The following is an 18,978-nucleotide window of genomic DNA, read 5'->3' on the forward strand; positions in this document are numbered from 1 at the left end:
CGACGCGGCGTACTGGCGGCGCCATTCCCGGCAGCCGGTGCAGTTCGCCGAAAGCGTGCGCACCGCGGCGGCGCTGGGCTGCTCGGTGTTGATGGAGATCGGCCCGCAACCGGTGTTGACCGGTGCCGCGGTGCAAGTCTGGCCGGAGCACCTGACCGCACCGCGGGCGATCGTCTCGCTGCGCAAGGGCGTCGGTGATCGGCGCCAGATCGCCGACGCGCTGGCCGCGGCCTACGTCGGCGGCCATCGCCCGGATTTCGCTGCGCTGCTTGGTCGGCCGCGTCGCAGCATCGAACTGCCCACCTATCCGTTCCAGCGCCGCCGGTTTTGGCCCAAGACAGCCAGCATCGCCGTCGACGGCGGGGCCGGTCCGTCTTCGGGCATCCTCGGCAGCGCGAAAGATCTCGCCTCGGGCGACTGCGTCTACACCAGCAGGTTGTCCGTCAAATCGCAGCCGTGGCTATCCGATCACGTCATCTACGGCACCGTCGTCGTGCCCGGGGCGACCTACGCGGCGATGGCGTTGGCCGCGGTCGGCACTCCCGCACGGGCAAAGGACGTCTTCTTCTATGAGCCGATCATCTTGCCGGAGAAGAGTTCTCGCGAGGTGCAGCTGACCTTGCACCCACTGCAGGACGGCCGAGAATTCACCTTCCAGGTGCACAGCCGTCCCTACGGGGAACGCGGCGCCGAGTGGTCGTTGAACGCCGAAGGTACGGTGGTCGCCGGCGTGGACGACGCCACCGACGAGCCGTTATCCGACGGTGATCCGATCGACGAAGAGCTCGAGCGACTGAACCGCATGCGTCCCCAGGAGTTGTTCGAGACCTTCGCCGACTTGGAGCTGGCCTGGGGACCGACCTGGTCCGGTTCCCTCAAGTCGCTGTGGCTCGGTGACGGCGAGGCGGTCGGCGACATTCTCGTCGGTGCGGAACTCGCGGAACAACTCGGCAGCGAGCCAATGCACCCGGTGCTGATGGACCTGTGCACCGGGGTGGCCTTCCCCGCGTTCCCTGCGCTGCTGGCCGCCGAACAGGGCGTCAACGACCTGTTCCTGCCGCTGCGGTACGGGCAAGCGATGTTGCGGGAGAAGATGCCCCGGCGGTTCTACTGCCGTGCGCGGTGGCACAGCAGCGAACTCAACAGCGAAACCCAGGTCTTCGACCTCGATTTCGTGGACCGGGATGGCCGTCAGCTGGGTGGGATTCGGGAGTTCACGGTCAAACGCGCACCGCGCGAGGCGCTGCTGCGCGGGCTCGGCGGCGATGCCACCCGGCTGCTGTACACCCTCGGCTGGCACGAGGTGCCGGCGCCATCGGGCGAAGAAGCCGGAAAGATCAGCGGCACCTGGCTGATCGCCGGATTCGACGAACTGGCCGCCAAGGTGCCGGGCTGCATCTCGCTCGACCGCGCCATCGATCCGGAGCCGTTGGGGCAGGTGCTGACTCAGGCTGCCGAGCGCGGGCTGCCGTTCTCCGGTGTGGTCTGGCGCACCCAGGCGCCGAACGGGGAAGAGTCGAGTGCGGAAATCACGGCGCGCCTCGAGACCGAGGTCGCCAATCTGCTCAGCGCCGTGCACGTGGTGCAGGGCGGTGGCGTGAAACTGCCTGGGGGACTGTGGATCGTCACCGAGAGGGCCGTTGCGACCGAATCCGGTGAACCGGTCGACCCGGTGCAGGCGGCGCTGTGGGGATTCGGGCGCACCACCATCAACGAGGAACCGGCGCTGGGCACCAGGTTGCTTGATTGCGACGGGTCACCCGAGGCCGTGCAGGCGCTGGCCAACTTGTTGGCTACCCCGGCGGACGAACCGGAACTCGCTGTGCGACAAGGAAAGCTGCTGGCGTCCCGGTTGCTGCCATGGGCGCGCAGCGGTCACCTCACGGTGCCGCGCGCGGGTGACTACGTACTGGCGCCCAGCGAACGCGGCGCGATCGACAACCTGCGCATCACCGAGAAGGACGTGCCTGCTCCGGAGTCCGGCTACGTGCAGGTGCGGGTGGAGGCCGCCGGACTCAACTTCCGCGACGTGCTCAACGTCCTCGGTCTCTACCCGGGCGATCCGGGCCCGATCGGCGGCGACTTCGCCGGCGTCGTCACCCAGTTGGGTGAGGGCGTGAGCGGAGTCGAAATGGGCCAGCGTGTCTACGGCTCTATGCAGGGCGCGTTCTCCAGCCGATTCAACGCGCCTGCACAGTTCCTGGCGCCGATCCCGGACGGGATCAGCGCGGTGGAGGCCGCGACCATCCCCGCCGCGGCGTTGACGGTGCGTCTGTCGTTCGACTGGGCGCAGCTTAAGCCCGGCGACAAGGTGCTGATCCACGCGGCCAGCGGCGGTGTGGGCCTGGCGGCCTGCCAGATGGCACAGGCGCGGGGCGCCACCGTCTTCGCCACGGCCAGCACGTTCAAACGTGCGACGCTGCGCCAACTGGGAGTCAAGTACGTCTACGACTCGCGCACAACGGACTTCGCCGATCAGATCCTGGCGGACACCGATGGCGCGGGGGTGGACGTGGTGCTCAACAGCCTCACCGGCGAAGGTTTCATCGAGGCGACGCTGCGGGCCACCGCCCACAACGGCCGCTTCGCCGAGATCGCCAAGCGCGACATCTGGTCGACGGAGCAGATGGCCGAGGCCCGACCCGACATCGCCTACGAGATCGTCGCGTTGGACACGGTGATGTTCACCGAGCCCGATCGCATCCGCGACTTACTCACAGAGGTGTCGGAGGGCTTGGGCAAGGGTGAGTGGACGCCGCTGCCCGCGGAGATCTACCCGCTGACCGAGGCCAGGACCGCGTTCCGCCGCATGCAGCAGGCGCGGCACATCGGCAAGATCGTGGTACAAATCTCGAACCCGTTGCAGCCGAAGGCCGATCGGAGCTACCTGATCACCGGCGGTCTGGGGGCGATCGGTCTACACACCGCGTCGTACCTGGCCCAGCTCGGCGCCGGCGATCTGGTGCTGACCAGCCGGCGCGCACCGGATGCGGGCGCGCAGCGGACGATCGACGAGATCACCGAGCGCTACAAGACCCGCATCCACGTGTTCACCGCCGACGTCGGCGAGGAGTCCCAGGTGAAGGAGCTGTTGGCGCGGATCCGCGCGGAGTTGCCACCGCTCGCCGGTGTGGCGCATCTCGCCGGTGTGCTCGACGACGCGCTGCTGGGCCAGCAGGACCTGGAGCGATTCCGGAAGACGTTGGCGCCCAAGGCGTTCGGCGCCTGCCATCTGGACAGGCTGACCAAGGACGACGAGCTGGACTTCTTTATCGTGTCATCGTCGGTGTCGAGCTTGTTCGGTTCGCCCGGTCAGTCCAACTACGCGGCCGCCAATGCGCTGCTCGACGGCCTGGTGGCCCAGCGACGGGCCCGAGGACTACCCGCCACCGGGGTCAACTTTGGTCCCTGGGCCCAAGGCGGCATGGCCTCCTCGGAGGCCGCGACCGCCAATATCAGTGCGCAGGGCCTTATTCCGCTGGAACCATCGGCGGCGCTTGGTGCCCTCGCCGAGGTCGTCGCGAATGGAACCGGCCAGGCCACCGTGCTGAAGGCCAACTGGCAGCGTGCCGCCAAGGTGCTCGGCAGTTCGCGTCCGCCGATCCTCGACCTGGTGCTGCCCAGTGCCGTCGGCGAGGTCAGCGGTGACAGCGAATTGCTCAAGGCGCTGATGGAGATTCCGGTGCCGCAGCGCGCGGGCTTCGTGACCGAATTCCTGCAGCGCGAGGTGCAGAACTTCCTGCGACTCGCGTCGCCGCCGGCCGCAAGCAGCCGGTTCCTGGACCTGGGTACGGATTCGTTGATGGCGATCGAGCTCCGCAACCGGCTGCACAGTCAGTTCGGCGGCAAGTTCACCATCAACGCGACGGCGGTCTTCGACTACCCGACCATCGGTGGGCTCGCCGAATATCTGGTTAGTCAGCTACCCGATGCGGACTCGGAACCGCTCCCGCCATCGGACGAAGCGGAATCGGTTGCGGCACCAGAGCCGTCGTGATGTGCGCGGGTACGGCTCCCGCGAACGTCGACCTGTGGCGCGGAAGGACGGCGCGGCGGCCCAACAACTCGACGCTGGGCCCGGTGAACGCTCAGTCGCTGATATCGAATCCGGCGTTGACTTTGGTCGGCCGCACCCGCACCACCAGTTCGCCGGGAACGGCGTTGCGGCGGCCGAATTCGTCGGCGCGGTCGGCGCCCATGTAGCGGCCACCGGTGCGGGTGGCGATGTCGAGCACGTCCTGCGGATCCTCGCTGACGGTCGCCACACCCTGCACCTGGACAAACGAATACGGTGGATGGGGGTCGTCGACGCAGATCACAACTCGCGGATCACGCGCCAGCGCACGGCCTTTCGAGGTATCTCGTCCGGTGTTGAACGCCAACTGCCCGTCGTCGACGACGAACCAGACCGGGGCGACCAGCGGCCGGCCGTCGGCGGCGACATAACCGAGCATCCCGGTGCGGGTGCCGGCCGACAGGAACTCGATGACCTTCTCGGTCAGCTCCGCGGGCTCGGCCATGCGCTAGAGGCGGACCAGGTCGTAGTCGCCGAGGTGGTCGATCAGGTTGTGCAGGTGCTCACCTGAGGTGCCCAGCGTGTGTTCGATCGCGGTGAGCCGGGCCGCGTAGTGGCTGACCGGATATTCCGCCGTCACACCGATGCCGCCGTGCATTTGGACCGACTCCTGCGCGATGTGCCGGCCCGAGCGGCCGATCTGCAACTTGGCGCGCGAGGCGATCACCGGGTCGATGTTGCCGTCGGCGATCGACATGCCGGCGTACAGGGTCATGCTGCGGGCCAATTCCAGCGAGACGTACATGTCGGCCGCGCGCTGCGTGAGCGCCTGGAATTTGTTGAGCGTGACGCCGAACTGCTTGCGGGTCTTGAGGTAATCAGTGGTCAGGCGCAGCGATTCTTCCATTGCCCCCAGGGCTTCGGCGCACAACGCCGACTGGATGCGAATGATGGCGTCGCTCACGGCCTTTGATGCGTCGACGGCTTCGCCGAGGGGCTCGGCGGGAGTGGAGTCCAGATCGATCTGGGCGCCGCGCTGCCCGTCAAATGTCTTGTACGGGTGCCGGGTCACCGATGCCGCATCGACCAGGAACAGGCCGGTGCCGCCGTTCGGCAAGGCGGCGCTGACCACCAATGTGTCGGCGCAATCCCCGGCGAGCACCGGGTTCTTCCGCCCACTCAAGGTCCACGAATCACCTTGCTGGGCAGCCTTGGTGGCCACCTCGGCGGATGGGTTGCGCTGGCCCGGCTCGAGGTGAGCGAACGCCAGCAGCCGCTGTCCGCCGGCGACCTCGTCGAGCAGTTGCTTCTGCTCAGCGCTGCCCAACTCGGCGATCAGCGCGCCGGGACCCAACGCGGCGTGCAGGACCGGTTCGGGGGCCAGCCGCCGCCCGACCTCGGTGAGCACCACCATGATCTCGATCTGGCCGGACTCCTCCGGCTCGAAGCCCAGACCGAGAATCCCGGTGTCGGCGAGCTGGTTCCAGACCTCGCGGCTCCAGCCGAGATCGGAGCCGATGATCTTGTTGCGGCTTTCGGGGTCATAGGTGCGCGACAAGAGGTCGCGGGTGGTGTCGCGGAGCAGACCCTGCTCGTCGCTCAATTGAAAGTCCATGGCTGCCTCACAATCCCAGAATCGTCGACGCGATGATGTTGCGCTGCACCTCGCTGCTGCCGCCGTAGATCGATGTCTTGCGGTAGTTGAGGTAGTGCGGCGCACTGTGTTGCGCCCAGGACGGCGATGAGATGTCCTCGCCGTCGACCGGCAGCGCATCGGGTCCGGCTACTTCGACGAGCAGTTCGGTGGCCGCCTGCTGCAACTGGCTGCCACGCAGCTTGAGCACCGAAGACGCCGGGTTGGGCTGTCCGTCTGCGGAGTCAGTGACCACTCGCGATTGGGTGAGTTCCAGTGCCAGAAGCTCGTTTTCGGCCTCGGCCAGCCGGGCGGCGAACAGCGGATCCTTGAGCACCCCGGTCTCTGCGGCGTGCTTCTTCACCTCGGCCAGACGCACCTTGGTCCGGCCCACGCCGGCGATGCCGGTGCGTTCATTGCCCAGCAGGAATTTCGCGTACGTCCAGCCCTGATTCTCTTCCCCGACAAGCTGATTGGCGGGCACCCGGACGTCTTCGAAGAAAACCTCGTTGATCTCGTGGCCGCCGTCGATGGTCTTGATGGGCCGCAGGGTGACGCCCGGCGTTTTCATGTCGAACAGCAGAAAGGAGATGCCGGCCTGCCGCTTGGGCGCTTGCGGGTCGGTGCGGACCAGGCAGAAGATCCAGTCCGCGTACTGACCCAGTGTGGTCCAGGTCTTCTGGCCGTTGACGACGTAGTTGTCGCCGTCCCGGACCGCGGTGGTCCGCAGCGACGCCAGGTCCGAACCCGCCTCGGGCTCGGAGAATCCTTGGCACCACCAGATGTCGAGGCTGGCGGTGGGGGGCAGGAAGCGTTGTTTGACCTCCTCCGAACCGAATTCGGCGATCACCGGGCCCACCATCTTGGTGTTGAAGTTCAGCGGCTCCGGGACACACGCCAACTGCATCTCGTCGGCCCAGATCTGGTGCTGGGTCGGTGTCCAGTCCTTGCCGCCCCACTCGACCGGCCAGTTCGGTACCGCCAGGCCGTGCTCGTGCAGGATCTTGTGGCTGGTGACGATGTCCTGGTGGTTCACTTCCGCCGAGCCACGGCGCACCCGCTCGCGCACCTCCTCCGGAATCTTGGTGGTGTAGATGGTGCGAAGTTCGTCGCGGAACGCGGCTTCCTCGGGCGTGAGCGCCAGTTGCATGGCAGCCTCCTTCGTTTCGGGGTGACCGTGGCGACCCACCGCCCAGAGCTGCTTTCTGGCGATGCCGGTCGTTCGCTCGACCTCCATCTTGACCCATCCCTCGCAGGCTCTGTGCACAGCCTCGGGTTAATCCACAAATCGCGGTTGAGCGGTGTTGTTGCGGCGGTCCGCGGGCCTACCGTCGGCGCATGCGAACAGAACTTCCGGCGGAGCGCCTGCAGCGACGGCTCAACGCGGAACCGCAGCCCGATGCGCACGCCGAGCCTGAGGACGCCGGATCGGCCTCAACGGACTCCCCGGATGACGACCAGAATTCGCTGCTGCCCCGGTGGCTTCCCGACTCGTCGCAGAATCGGGGCTGGGTGGCCAGGGTGCGTGCGGATCCCGGACGCGCCGGTGCCATCGGGCTGGCCATCGTGGCGGCGCTGGCGGTGCTGGTCACGGTTTTCACGCTGCTACGCGACCGGCCGGCGCCGGTCATGTCAGCCAAGCTGCCACCGGTGGAGAAGGTGTCGGTCGCCAGGTCGTCGGCGAGTCCCGGCGCCCCTCAGCCGCCGAGCCCCGACCGCCCGGTGGTGGTCAGCGTGGTCGGCCTGGTACACACGCCCGGCCTGGTGACCCTGGCGCCGGGCGCACGCGTCGCCGATGCGCTGCAAGCCGCCGGCGGGGCGGTGAACGGCGCGGACACCATCGGACTGAACATGGCCCGACCGCTGGGTGACGGTGAGCAGATCGTGGTAGGTCTCGCTCCTGTTCCGGGGCAGCCGACGGCGCTGGGCAGCTCGGTGGCCGCCGGACCGACACCGACGTCGCGACCAGCGCCGTCCGGTCCGGGGGCGGTCAAGCCGAAGCCGGGCCAGACGGTCGACCTGAACACCGCGACGGTCGAAGAACTCGACGCTCTGCCTGGCGTCGGGCCGGTCACCGCCGCCGCGATCGTGGCGTGGCGGCAGGCCAACGGCAAATTCACCAGCGTCGACCAGCTCGCCGATGTCGAGGGGATAGGGCCGGCTCGGTTGGAGAAGCTGCGTGCCCTGGTCCGTGTCTGACGCCGATGCCGCATCGCGGTCCGGGCGAATCGCCCACGGGGCATGTCGATGTGCGCCTGGTGCCGGCGGCGTTGACCTGTTGGGTGGTGACCGCCGGCGGAATCTGGTGGACGGCCGGCCGGACCTTCGCCTGGTGCTGCGTCGTGGTGATCGTCGCATCGGGTGCGCTGGCATGGCATGCCGTGCGCCGGCCGGACCGGAAGACGTTGCTCGGCGCGGTCAGCGCCGGCCTGGCGGCGGTCGGTGTGGTGGGAACGGGGTACGGCCTGGCCATCGCGCTGCGCACCGACGCGGTCGTGCACCACCCGATCACCGCGGCCTTCGGCAGCAGCGCTCCGGTCACGGTCACCCCCACCGAGAGCCCGGTGCCGCTGGGCAGTAGCCGGCTGATGTTTCGGGCCAACCTACAACGCCTGCGCGCCGCGCAAATATCCGGCCGGGTGGTGGTTTTCGCACGCGCCTCGGATTTCGGTGCTGTGCTGGTGGGCCAGCCGGTGCAATTCACCGCGCGCATCAGCCGTCCGGCCCGTCGCGACCTGACCGTCGCCGTGCTCAACGCCTCGGGGCCGCCGACTGTGGGCACCGCAAGCGCCGTGCAATCTGCCGCGCACAGGGTGCGCAGCCGATTCGCCGCCGCCGTCCGCGACACGCTGCCCGGCGATCAAGCAGCGATGCTGCCCGCGCTGGTGCTCGGTGACACCTCGGCGGTACCGAACGAAACCAGCCGCGATTTTCGCGCGGCCGGCATGACGCACCTGATGGCCGTATCGGGCGCCAACGTGACGATTGTGTGTGCGGCCGTGCTGTTCTCGGCGCGCTTGATCGGTCCTCGGATGGCCGTCGTGCTTGCCGCGCTGGCGCTGGTGGGCTTCGTCATCGTGGTGCAGCCGACGGCAAGTGTGTTGCGAGCGGCGGTGATGGGCGCCATCGCGTTGGCCGGGATGCTGATTTCCCGTCGGCGACAAGCCATTCCGGCACTGTCCGGCACCGTGCTGGTATTGCTGGCCGTCGCCCCTGCGCTGGCCGTCGATGTCGGGTTCGCGCTGTCGGTTCTCGCCACCGCCGGGCTGATCGTCATCGCGCCGGTCTGGTCGCGTCGCCTAGTAGGTAAGGGGTGGCCCAAGCCGCTCGCCGACGCGCTGGCCGTCGCCTGGGCGGCGCAGGTGGTAACGGCGCCCGTGGTTGCGGCGATCTCCGGCCGTTTCAGCGTGGTGGCCGCGCTGGCGAATCTAGTGGTGGCCGCCGTGATTGCGCCGATCACGGTGTTCGGCACCGCGGCGGCGGCGCTCTGTCCGATATGGCCGGCGGCGGCGCGACTGCTGATCCGGTTCACCGGTCCCGAGTTGTGGTGGGTGGATGGCGTCGCTCACCGGGCGGCCACCATGCCCGGCGCGACGGTGGCGGTCCCCGAGGGCATGGCCGGCACGCTGATCGTCGGCGGCGTCACGGTGCTAGTGGTGATGTGCTGGCGGTGGCGGCCGTTCCGCGTGGTGGCGGGAGTGGCAGCGCTCGTCGGGCTGGCCTGGGCGCTATCCGGACTGGAATAGCACGCCGGACGCGGTGTCGGGCTGCCGATCCCCGAGCGGCGTGGTCGGTGCCGCGTGACACCATCGTGGGGTGAGCGAGGTTTCGCCGTTGCATCTTGTCCTGGGAGACGAGGAACTGCTGGTCGAGCGGGCGGTAGCCGACGTGCTGCGGTTGGCACGGAAACGGGCCGGCACCGACGACGTTCCGGTCAACCGGATGCGGGCGGGCGACGTCAGCACCTATGAGCTCGCCGAGCTGTTGAGTCCGTCACTGTTCGCCGACGAACGCATCGTCGTGCTGGAGGCCGCCGGCGAAGCCGGCAAAGACGCTGCAGCGGTGATTGTTTCGGCCGCGAGCGACATGCCGACGGGCGTCGTGCTAATCGTCGTGCACTCAGGCGGTGGGCGAGCCAAGGCGCTGGCCACCGAACTGCAGTCCCTTGGCGCCCAGGTGCATTCGTGCGCGCGGATCACCAAGTTCAGCGAGCGCGTCGATTTCGTCCGCAAGGAGTTTCGTGGCCTGCGGGTCAAGGCCGACGAGGAGACGGTGACCGCGATGCTGGATTCGGTCGGTTCCGATCTCCGGGAGTTGGCCTCAGCCTGCTCCCAGTTGGTCGCCGACACCGGCGGGGTGGTCGATGCGGCCGCGGTGCGGCGCTATCACAGCGGTAAGGCCGAGGTGAAGGGCTTCGACATCGCCGACAAAGCGGTGGCGGGCGACATCGAAGGAGCCGCCGAGGCGTTGCGCTGGGCAATGATGCGGGGGGAACCCCTGGTGGTGCTGGCCGATGCGCTGGCCGAAGCGATCCACACGATCGGTCGGGTTGGTCCGCTGTCCGGCGATCCCTACCGGCTGGCGTCACAGCTGGGGATGCCGCCCTGGCGGGTGCAGAAGGCGCAGAAGCAGGCTCGGCGCTGGTCGCGTGACTCGGTGGCGACGGCGATGAAGGTGGTGGCCGCGCTCAACGCGAACGTCAAAGGAGCGGTCGCGGATGCCGACTACGCGCTGGAATCCGCGGTCAGACAGGTTGCCGAACTGGCCGCTCAGCGCAACCGCTGAGGTGCGGGCGTCGTCTCAGATCTTGTTGAGGGCCTGCGCCAGCGCCGACTTCTTGTTTGCGGCCTGGTTCTTGTGGATCACGCCCTTGCTGGCTGCCTTGTCCAGCTTCCGGTTGGTCGACACCAGCAACTCGGCGGCCTTCTCTTTGTCGCCGGCGTGGGCAGCTTCGCGGAACGCGCGGACAGCAGTGCGCAGCGACGACTTCACCGACTTGTTGCGCAGGCGAGCGCGCTCGTTCGTCTTGTTGCGCTTCTGCTGCGACTTGATGTTGGCCACGCTGGAGTTCCTTCTTCGATTAGACGTTTTGTTGGGCGCCGGATATCACCACAGCGATTGCCCAGGTTATCAGTGAGTTACGTTTTCTCCCAAAACGGGAACACGTGGGCTGCCATAACGTCGATTTGAGGCAGCATCTGAACAGTGAGTCTTAGCAACCAGCTTGCCGACACCAAGCGGGGTTATCGCGCTGCGCGTTCGGAGCGCATCTTCGGCGGATACAACGAGTCCTCGGATGCCTACGACATGGCGTTCGACGAGATGTTCGATGCTCAAGGCACCGTGCGCGGCCCCTACAAGGGCATCTACGCCGAGCTTGCGCCGTCGGACGCCTCGGAGCTGAAAGCTCGCGCCGAAGCGTTGTCCCGCGCCTTCCTCGACCAGGGCATCACCTTCTCCCTATCGGGCCAGGAGCGGCCCTTTCCGCTGGATTTGGTGCCTCGGGTCATCTCCGCCGCCGAGTGGACCCGGTTGGAACGGGGCATCACCCAACGGGTCAAGGCGCTCGAGATGTACCTCGACGACGTCTATGGCGATCAGGAAATACTGAACGACGGGGTCATTCCACGACGTCTGGTCACTTCCTGCGAGCACTTCCACCGCCAGGCGGTGGGCATCGTGCCGCCCAACGGCGTTCGGATCCATGTCGCCGGCATCGATTTGATCCGCGACGAGAAGGGCGTCTGGCGCGTCCTGGAAGACAACCTGCGCTCGCCATCGGGTGTGTCGTATGTCATGGAGAACCGCCGCACCATGGCGCGCGTTTTCCCCAACCTGTTCGCCACCCACCGGGTGCGCGCGGTCGACGACTACGCCCCGCACCTGCTGCGGGCGCTACGCAACTCCGCGGCCACCAACGAGGCCGATCCCACGGTGGTGGTGCTGACCCCGGGCGTCTACAACTCGGCTTATTTCGAGCATTCGCTGCTGGCCCGTCAGATGGGCGTGGAGCTAGTCGAAGGCCGTGACCTGTTCTGCCGCGACAACCAGGTGTACATGCGCACCACCGAGGGGGAGCGCCAGGTCGACGTCATCTACCGACGCATCGACGACGCCTTTCTGGATCCGCTGCAGTTCCGCGCCGACTCGGTGCTGGGGGTGGCCGGTCTGGTCAACGCCGCCCGCGCCGGCAACGTCTCCATCTCCAGCGCGATCGGCAACGGCGTCGGCGACGACAAACTCGTCTACACCTATGTCCCCACGATGATCGAGTACTACCTGGGCGAGAAGCCACTGCTGGCCAACGTAGAGACGTTGCGCTGCTGGCTGGACGACGAACGCGAAGAAGTGCTGGACCGCATCGACGAGTTGGTCCTCAAGCCGGTTGAGGGATCCGGCGGCTACGGCATCGTGTTCGGTCCGGAGGCCTCCGCCAAAGAATTGGCAGCGGTCGCCAAGAAGGTGCGCGACGATCCACGGAGCTGGATCGCCCAGCCGATGATGGAGCTTTCGACGGTGCCGACGCAGATCGGCAACACCCTGGCGCCCCGCTACGTGGATCTGCGGCCCTTCGCCGTCAACGACGGCGACGACGTGTGGGTGCTGCCCGGCGGATTGAGCCGAGTGGCCCTGGTCGAGGGGTCGCGGGTGGTCAACTCCAGTCAGGGCGGCGGTTCGAAGGACACCTGGGTGCTGGCGTCCCGGGCCGCGGCGGGGGACCATGAGCTCGAGGCGGCGGAGGTGGTGCGCTCGTTGCCGACGTCCATGCCGGACCCGATGCTGGACGACACGCCGCGGCTGACGACGCAACATCCCCAGCCCACCGAACAGCCGCAGCGCGGACAACTCGAGCAACAGCAACAGCAAAGGGCGGTGACCGATGCTGGCACGTAATGCCGAGGCGCTCTACTGGATCGGCCGCTACGTCGAACGCGCCGACGACACCGCACGCATTCTGGATGTGGCGCTGCACCAGTTGCTCGAGGATTCCAGCGTCGACCCGGATCAGGCGTCGCGCCTGCTGCTGCGGGTGCTCGGTATCGATCCGCCCGAGCACAACCTGGACGTGTGGTCGTTGACCGACTTGGTGGCCTACAGCACCAACGCCCAGGGTGGCTGCTCGATCGTCGACGCCATCACCTCGGCGCGCGAGAACGCGAAGTCGGCGCGTGAGGTGACCTCGAGCGAGATATGGGAGTGCCTCAATACCACCTACCACGCCCTGCCTGAACGCGAGCGGGCCGCGAAACGCCTTGGGCCACATGACTTTCTGTCCTTCATCGAACGGCGGGCGGCAATGTTCGCCGGCCTGGCCGACTCGACGCTGTCCCGCGACGACGGCTACCGGTTCATGGTGCTGGGTCGGGCGATCGAACGAGTCGACATGACTGTGCGGCTGCTGCTGTCGCGGGTCGGAGACAGCGCCTCGTCCCCGGCGTGGGTGACGCTGTTGCGTTCGGCGGGTGCCCACGACACCTATCTGCGCACCTACCGTGGTGTGCTGGACGCCGGCCGAGTGGTCGAATTCATGTTGCTAGACAGGCTGTTTCCGCGTTCTGTCTTTTATTCGCTACGGCTGGCCGAACACAACCTCGACGAACTGGTGCGCAACCGACAGAGCCGGATCGGCGCCACCGCCGAGGCGCAGCGGTTGCTCGGCCAGGCTCGCAGCGAACTGGAGTTCGTCCAGCCCGGCGTGCTGCTGGAATCGTTGGAAAGCCGTCTGGCGGGGCTGCAGCGAACCTGCCGTGACGTCGGAGAAGCGTTGGCGCTGCAGTACTTCCACGTGACGCCATGGGTGGCCTGGTCGGACGCCGGCCAGCGCGCCCGACTGGTCAGCAGGAAAGGGGACGGCTGATGTGGCGGCTGCGAGTGGTGCACACCACGGGATACGCCTACCAGTCGCCGGTGACCGCTTCCTATAACGAGGCACGGCTGACGCCGCGGTCGAACAGCCGCCAGAACGTCATCCTCAACCGGGTTGAGACCATCCCGGCAACCCGGTCTTACCGCTACATCGACTACTGGGGCACCGCGGTCACCGCGTTCGACCTGCACGCACCCCACACCGATCTCACGGTGATGTCGTCCTCTGTCGTCGAAACCGAACGGGCCGAGCCGCTGACGTCGGAGGTGGGCTGGAGCGACCTGCAATCCGAAGCGGTGATCGATCGCTACGACGAGCTGTTGCGCCCCACCGAGCACACCCCGGCCAGCAAGCGGGTGGCGTCGGTGGGCAAGAAGATCAGCAAGACCCACAAACCGGCCGAAGCGGTTGTGGCTGCGGCTAATTGGGTGCGTGACGAGCTTGAATACCTTCCGGGGACCACCAGTGTGCACTCGTCCGGGCTAGACGCGCTCAAAGCGGGCAGGGGCGTCTGCCAGGACTTCGTGCATTTGTCGCTGATGTTGTTGCGCAGCATGGGGATTCCGGTGCGTTACGTCTCGGGCTACCTGCATCCCAAACGCGAGGCCGTGGTCGGCGACACCGTGGACGGGCGAAGCCACGCCTGGATCGAGGCGTGGACGGGCGCGTGGTGGAGCTTTGACCCCACCAACGACACCGAGATCACCGAGCAGTACGTCGGCGTGGGTGCGGGTCGCGACTACGCCGACGTTTCTCCGCTGAAGGGTATCTACTCCGGCGAGGGGGCGACCGACCTCGACGTGATCGTGGAGGTGACCCGCCTCGCCTAGCGCCGGTCGCCGGCGCTGTGTCGACTCGGGATTACCGTTGCAGGGATGAACGATTCGGCCGAAGGTGTACCTCGGCTCGAGGCGACCCGGCCCGGACATCGCGGGTCGCCCCTGGCGGCGCTGGCCCTGCTGTGTATCGGGCTACTCATCGGCGGCATCGCGATCGGCGTCGCCGTGGGCGGCGTCATGCCGTTGCCCTACGGTCCGGCAAGCGCCGTCACGACCTACGTGCGCGCCCAACCGGTCGCCGTGCGCATTATCGCGGTCGCGACGTTCGCGTCGTCGGTGCCGCTGGCGATCTACGCGGCGGCAGCCGGTGCCCGAGTGAGGCAACTCGGCGCTGGTGCCGGGGCCGCCGCGATCGCGCTGACCGGCGGCGTCTTGGCCGCCGGTGCCCTCGGTTTGGCCGGGCTGCTGGGTTGGACGTTGTCAATGCCGGAAATCACCGCGGCCGCAACGCTGGTCAGGGCCCTCTACCTGCTGGTCTTTCTCAGCGGCGGCCCAGGGCACATCGTCGCGCTGGGACTGTTGGTCGCCGGAATCGCGGTACCCGGCCTGACCCGGGGATTGATGCCCAGACCAGTCGCGTGGCTCGGTCTGGTCACGGCCGCGCTGGCCGAATCGGCGATCGTGGTGTTGATCTGGCCGGCGCTGGGCGTCATTTTGCCGATCGCGCGGGTGCTGGCGCTGACCTGGCTGATGGTGGCGGGTGTTGTCCTATCCCATGCGGCGCAACGTGGTTCGGTATCCCAGTGAGCGCCGGCCGGTCGTCGTCACGAGGGCGCGTCGACCTGGACCCGGTGTAGGTCGTCGCCGAGTTCGATGCGCCCGTCGAACTTCCCGGCTGCCAGGGCCCGCCACTGTTCTTCCTGTCCGGGCACCAATGCCGGCACGTAGTGCGTCATGACCAGGGTGCCCACTCCGGCGCGTGCCGCGGTTGCCGCCGCTTCTTCCACCGAGGAGTGGTAATCGCAGATGTCCTGCAGCCGCTGCTGGGGGACGGTGGCGACGATGTCCTTGCGGATCACGGTGTGCACCAGCGCGCCGGCTCCGGCCGCCAACTCGTCCAGACCGGCGCACGGGACCGTGTCGCCGGCGAGCACCACCGATGCGCCCTGATAGTCGACGCGAAATCCGATGGTCGGAGCCACCGGCCGGTGATCGGTGGGGGCCACCCGGATGGAGACGCCGTCGCGGTCCCAGACGGCTCCTTCGGTGTATTCGCGAACGTCGACCGCCGGCGGCTCATTCAAATCGGCGTGATGTGCGATCCGGTAGCCGATGTCGTGGCGGAGCGCGTTCAGCGTCGCCGCAACCGCCTCGGCGGTGCCGGGCGGCCCGATGATGGGTAGCGGCGCGGGGTCGGGGGCAAAGGTGCTGATCCAACGCGTGATCAACACGTCGCCGAGGTCGCCGATGTGGTCGCTGTGCAAATGGGTGAGCAGCAACGCCGACAATCCGGCGGCGCCCACGCCGACCGCGGCCGCCCGCTGCAGCACGCCGCGCCCGCAATCCACCAAGAACACCTGGCCGCCGGCCCGCACCAGAGTCGACGGCCCCGCGCGATTCGGGTCGGGGATCGGACTTCCGGTTCCCAGCAGCGTCACCTCGATCATGGCCCCTATCTTGCAAGCCGGCGGTGCGGGTAGTGGCCCCAATCAGCCGATCCGCGCGGCTTTCACCGGTTGGACACGATCTGTTTGCAGGTTCTCTTAGTGGCTTTTGCGCCGCGCGAGTTAGCCGTAGCCTGGTGTGAAGCGGATCACAACCCGGCTGGAGGCCTCGATGCGGATAGCGGACGTTTTGCGCAACAAAGGCGCGGCGGTGGTGACCATCAACCCGGACGCAACGGTTCGTGAGCTGCTTGCGGGGCTGAGCGAGCAAAACATCGGCGCCATGGTGGTGGTCGGCGACGACGGTGTGGTCGGCATCGTTTCGGAGCGCGACGTGGTGCGCCAACTGCACACCCACGGCGCCAGCGTGCTCTCTCGTCCGGTTTCCAAGATCATGACGTCGATGCTGGCCACTTGCGCCAAGACCGATGAGGTTGACGCCATCAGCGTGTTGATGACCAAGAACCGGGTGCGGCATGTGCCGGTGCTCGACGGAAAGAAGCTGATCGGCATCGTCAGCATCGGTGACGTGGTGAAGAGCCGACTGGAAGAACTCGAGGCCGAGCAGCGGCAGCTGCAGTCCTACATCACCCAGGGCTGATTGCCCGACTCCTCCTCAGGCCGCAATGCGGCCTGCATCGTCGCCGGGCGGGGCTGATTGCTTTCTGCGCCGAGCGTGCACTCACTGCGAAAATCTCGCCGAATTTTCGCCGTGGTTGCACGTTGGGCGGACTCCATCGGCGGGCCTTACTAGCGCCAGGAGTAGTCGGCGCGCAGCCGGGCGGCCACCACATCGAAGATCTCGCGAGCCAGGATGGCGCCCTCGCGGCGAATGCCTTCCTCGGGCACGTCGAGCACCCGGTCCAGCCGTACCCAGCTCGGCCTGCCCTCGTAATCCCAAGAGCCTGAACCGATCCCAACCCATTCCCGATCGCCAGCGTGGCGTTCCTGGCTGGACACCATCAACCCCAACAGGACGCTGCGGTCCCGTCCCACGACCAGGACGGGCCGGTCTTTGCCGCGGGCGGGATCGTCCTCGTAGGCCACCCACGTCCAGACGATCTCGCCCGGATCGGCCCGGCCGTCGAGGCTGGGCGCGTACACCAGCCTGCGGGCGCGCTGCGCGGTGGGCAGGCTGGTGCGGGTCACCGGGCGGCCCCTGACCGGCGCATCCGAAGCCGGCGGCGCCAGCTCGGCGATCACGTTTGCGGTGATCTTCACGGCCTGCTGCAACTCGCGCAGCACGGTCTGGGAATTCTGCACGTGCCGGACCAGGCGCGGGGCGCCGCTGAACACCAGATTCTCGGCAAACCGCTGGAACGTCTTCCACTGGGATTTCCGGGGCGACGCCATATTCGCAGCATAGACGCGAGCGCCAGGGTGCGACTGTGTCCAACTAGGTCCCGGCGGCCGCGCCTAGATACGCTGGACATGCCCCGCGAACCGCCCTGAAACGGCCGCGCAGCGCCCCGCCGAGCATCAGCACACCAGGAGATTCCCATCAGCAGTTTCGCCGACAAGACCTTCACCGCGCCGGCGCAGATTCGGAACTTCTGCATCATCGCCCACATCGACCATGGCAAGTCCACGCTGGCCGACCGGATGCTCCAGCTCACCGGCGTCGTCGACGAGCGGTCGATGCGTGCCCAATACCTCGACCGGATGGACATCGAGCGCGAGCGCGGGATCACCATCAAGGCGCAGAACGTGCGGCTGCCGTGGAAAGTCGCCGACACCGACTACGTGCTGCACCTGATCGACACCCCGGGCCACGTCGACTTCACCTACGAGGTGTCGCGCGCGCTCGAGGCGTGCGAGGGGGCGGTGTTGCTGGTTGACGCGGCCCAGGGCATCGAAGCGCAGACTCTGGCCAACCTCTACCTGGCGCTGGACCGGGACCTGCACATCATCCCGGTGCTGAACAAGATCGACCTGCCCGCCGCGGACCCCGACCGCTACGCCGCCGAGATCGCCCACATCATCGGCTGTGAACCCGGCGACGTGCTGCGCGTCTCCGGCAAAACCGGCGAGGGCGTCGCCGACCTGCTCGATCATGTGGTGCGCGAGGTGCCGCCTCCGCAAGGCAAGGCCGATGCGCCGCTGCGGGCGATGATCTTCGACTCGGTCTACGACATCTATCGCGGCGTGGTGACCTACGTCCGGGTGGTCGACGGCAAGATCACCCCGCGCGAACGCATCGCGATGATGTCCACCGGTGCCACCCACGAACTGCTCGAAGTCGGCATCGTCTCGCCCGAACCGAAGGCCAGCGAGGGCCTGGGCGTCGGGGAAGTGGGCTACCTGATCACCGGTGTGAAAGACGTCCGCCAATCCAAGGTGGGTGACACCGTGACGACGGCGCGCCACGGTGCAGCCGAAGCGCTGACCGGATACCGCGAACCCAAGCCGATGGTCTACTCGGGCTTGTATCCGGTGGACGGTTCCGACTATCCGGTTCTGCGTGACGCGCTGGACAGGTTGCAACTCAACGACGCGGCCCTGACCTACGAGCCGGAGACATCGGTGGCGCTGGGCTTCGGATTCCGTTGCGGCTTCTTGGGTTTGCTGCACATGGAGATCACCCGTGAGCGCCTGGAGCGAGAGTTCAACCTGGACCTGATTTCGACGTCGCCCAACGTGGTCTATCGGGTGATCAAGGAAGACAACACCGAGATCGTGGTGACCAACCCGTCGGACTGGCCGGACGGCAAGGTCCGCACCGTTTACGAGCCGGTGGTCAAGACCACGATCATCGCGCCGAGCGAATTCATCGGCACCATCATGGAGCTGTGCCAGTCGCGCCGCGGCGAGCTGGGCGGCATGGATTACCTGTCACCCGAACGGGTCGAACTGCGCTACACCATGCCGCTAGGCGAGATCATCTTCGACTTCTTCGACTCGCTGAAGTCGCGCACCCGCGGCTACGCCAGCCTCGACTACGAGGAGGCCGGCGAGCAGGAAGCGCAACTGGTCAAGGTCGACATCCTGCTGCAGGGCGAGGCGGTCGACGCCTTCAGCGC

Annotated in this window: 16 protein-coding genes; 10 read left to right on the forward strand and 6 right to left on the reverse strand. The window is 67.3% G+C overall.

Annotation, left to right across the window (positions count from 1 at the left end):
* The coding region (locus A5625_RS05325; RefSeq protein WP_156747949.1) for an SDR family NAD(P)-dependent oxidoreductase at window positions 1-3,997 on the forward strand (3,997 nt) is incomplete at its 5' end.
* Between the two features lie 91 nt (window positions 3,998-4,088).
* On the opposite strand, the gene A5625_RS05330 is transcribed toward A5625_RS05325, so the two are convergent.
* Genes A5625_RS05330 through A5625_RS05340 form a run of 3 tightly spaced genes read right to left on the reverse strand, consistent with a single transcriptional unit; the run spans window position 4,089 to window position 6,798 of the window.
* On the reverse strand, window positions 4,089-4,520 hold the full coding sequence (locus A5625_RS05330; RefSeq protein ID WP_066989792.1) for a PPOX class F420-dependent oxidoreductase: 432 nt from the start codon (window positions 4,518-4,520) through the stop codon (window positions 4,089-4,091).
* Between the two features lie 3 nt (window positions 4,521-4,523).
* Complete coding sequence (locus A5625_RS05335) at window positions 4,524-5,630, reverse strand: acyl-CoA dehydrogenase family protein (protein ID WP_066989796.1); 1,107 nt, start codon at window positions 5,628-5,630, stop codon at window positions 4,524-4,526.
* 7 nt (window positions 5,631-5,637) lie between these two features.
* Window positions 5,638-6,798: an acyl-CoA dehydrogenase family protein gene (locus A5625_RS05340; RefSeq protein WP_066989825.1), complete on the reverse strand. Its 1,161-nt coding sequence runs from the start codon at window positions 6,796-6,798 to the stop codon at window positions 5,638-5,640.
* 188 nt (window positions 6,799-6,986) lie between these two features.
* On the opposite strand from A5625_RS05340, the gene A5625_RS05345 reads away from it, so the two are divergent.
* The 3 genes from A5625_RS05345 (at window position 6,987) to holA (ending at window position 10,433) form a co-directional block, all read left to right on the forward strand.
* A complete protein-coding gene (locus tag A5625_RS05345; RefSeq protein WP_066989799.1) occupies window positions 6,987-7,847 on the forward strand; it encodes a ComEA family DNA-binding protein in 861 nt (286 codons plus the stop codon).
* Window positions 7,848-7,852: 5 nt separating this feature from the next.
* Window positions 7,853-9,394, forward strand: a complete 1,542-nt coding sequence (locus A5625_RS05350; protein ID WP_066989802.1) for a ComEC/Rec2 family competence protein — start codon at window positions 7,853-7,855, stop codon at window positions 9,392-9,394.
* A 70-nt stretch (window positions 9,395-9,464) separates the two neighbouring features.
* On the forward strand, window positions 9,465-10,433 hold the full coding sequence (gene holA / locus A5625_RS05355) for a DNA polymerase III subunit delta (protein WP_066989805.1): 969 nt from the start codon (window positions 9,465-9,467) through the stop codon (window positions 10,431-10,433).
* A gap of 15 nt (window positions 10,434-10,448) precedes the next feature.
* Here the strand turns inward: holA and rpsT are convergent, their stop codons facing one another.
* The gene (gene rpsT / locus A5625_RS05360) at window positions 10,449-10,709 is read right to left on the reverse strand and encodes a 30S ribosomal protein S20 (protein WP_007769864.1); all 261 of its coding nucleotides are present in this window, start codon (window positions 10,707-10,709) and stop codon (window positions 10,449-10,451) included.
* Window positions 10,710-10,853: 144 nt separating this feature from the next.
* Here rpsT and A5625_RS05365 point away from each other — a divergent pair, with 144 nt between their 5' ends.
* The 4 genes from A5625_RS05365 to A5625_RS05380 are packed head-to-tail and all read left to right on the forward strand — an operon-like array spanning window position 10,854 to window position 15,101.
* Entirely contained in the window at window positions 10,854-12,542 is a 1,689-nt protein-coding gene (locus A5625_RS05365) for a circularly permuted type 2 ATP-grasp protein (RefSeq protein WP_066989808.1), read from the forward strand.
* On the forward strand, window positions 12,529-13,506 hold the full coding sequence (locus A5625_RS05370) for an alpha-E domain-containing protein (RefSeq protein ID WP_066989812.1): 978 nt from the start codon (window positions 12,529-12,531) through the stop codon (window positions 13,504-13,506). The genes A5625_RS05365 and A5625_RS05370 overlap by 14 nt, the downstream gene beginning before the upstream one ends.
* Window positions 13,506-14,345, forward strand: a complete 840-nt coding sequence (locus A5625_RS05375) for a transglutaminase family protein (RefSeq protein WP_066989814.1) — start codon at window positions 13,506-13,508, stop codon at window positions 14,343-14,345. The genes A5625_RS05370 and A5625_RS05375 overlap by 1 nt, the downstream gene beginning before the upstream one ends.
* Window positions 14,346-14,390: 45 nt before the next feature.
* Window positions 14,391-15,101, forward strand: a complete 711-nt coding sequence (locus A5625_RS05380) for a hypothetical protein (protein ID WP_082984279.1) — start codon at window positions 14,391-14,393, stop codon at window positions 15,099-15,101.
* 17 nt (window positions 15,102-15,118) lie between these two features.
* On the opposite strand, the gene A5625_RS05385 is transcribed toward A5625_RS05380, so the two are convergent.
* Window positions 15,119-15,961, reverse strand: coding sequence for a ribonuclease Z (locus tag A5625_RS05385; RefSeq protein WP_066989817.1), 843 nt, complete (start codon window positions 15,959-15,961; stop codon window positions 15,119-15,121).
* A 169-nt stretch (window positions 15,962-16,130) separates the two neighbouring features.
* Here A5625_RS05385 and A5625_RS05390 point away from each other — a divergent pair, with 169 nt between their 5' ends.
* On the forward strand, window positions 16,131-16,559 hold the full coding sequence (locus A5625_RS05390; protein WP_066989831.1) for a CBS domain-containing protein: 429 nt from the start codon (window positions 16,131-16,133) through the stop codon (window positions 16,557-16,559).
* Window positions 16,560-16,708: 149 nt separating this feature from the next.
* Here the strand turns inward: A5625_RS05390 and A5625_RS05395 are convergent, their stop codons facing one another.
* On the reverse strand, window positions 16,709-17,311 hold the full coding sequence (locus tag A5625_RS05395) for a type II toxin-antitoxin system PemK/MazF family toxin (protein WP_066989820.1): 603 nt from the start codon (window positions 17,309-17,311) through the stop codon (window positions 16,709-16,711).
* Window positions 17,312-17,452: 141 nt separating this feature from the next.
* Between A5625_RS05395 and lepA the strand changes: the two genes are divergently transcribed.
* The coding region (gene lepA, locus A5625_RS05400; RefSeq protein WP_082984281.1) for a translation elongation factor 4 at window positions 17,453-18,978 on the forward strand (1,526 nt) is incomplete at its 3' end.

Source organism: Mycobacterium sp. 1465703.0, assembly GCF_001672975.1.
In the GTDB taxonomy this organism is placed as follows: domain Bacteria; phylum Actinomycetota; class Actinomycetes; order Mycobacteriales; family Mycobacteriaceae; genus Mycobacterium.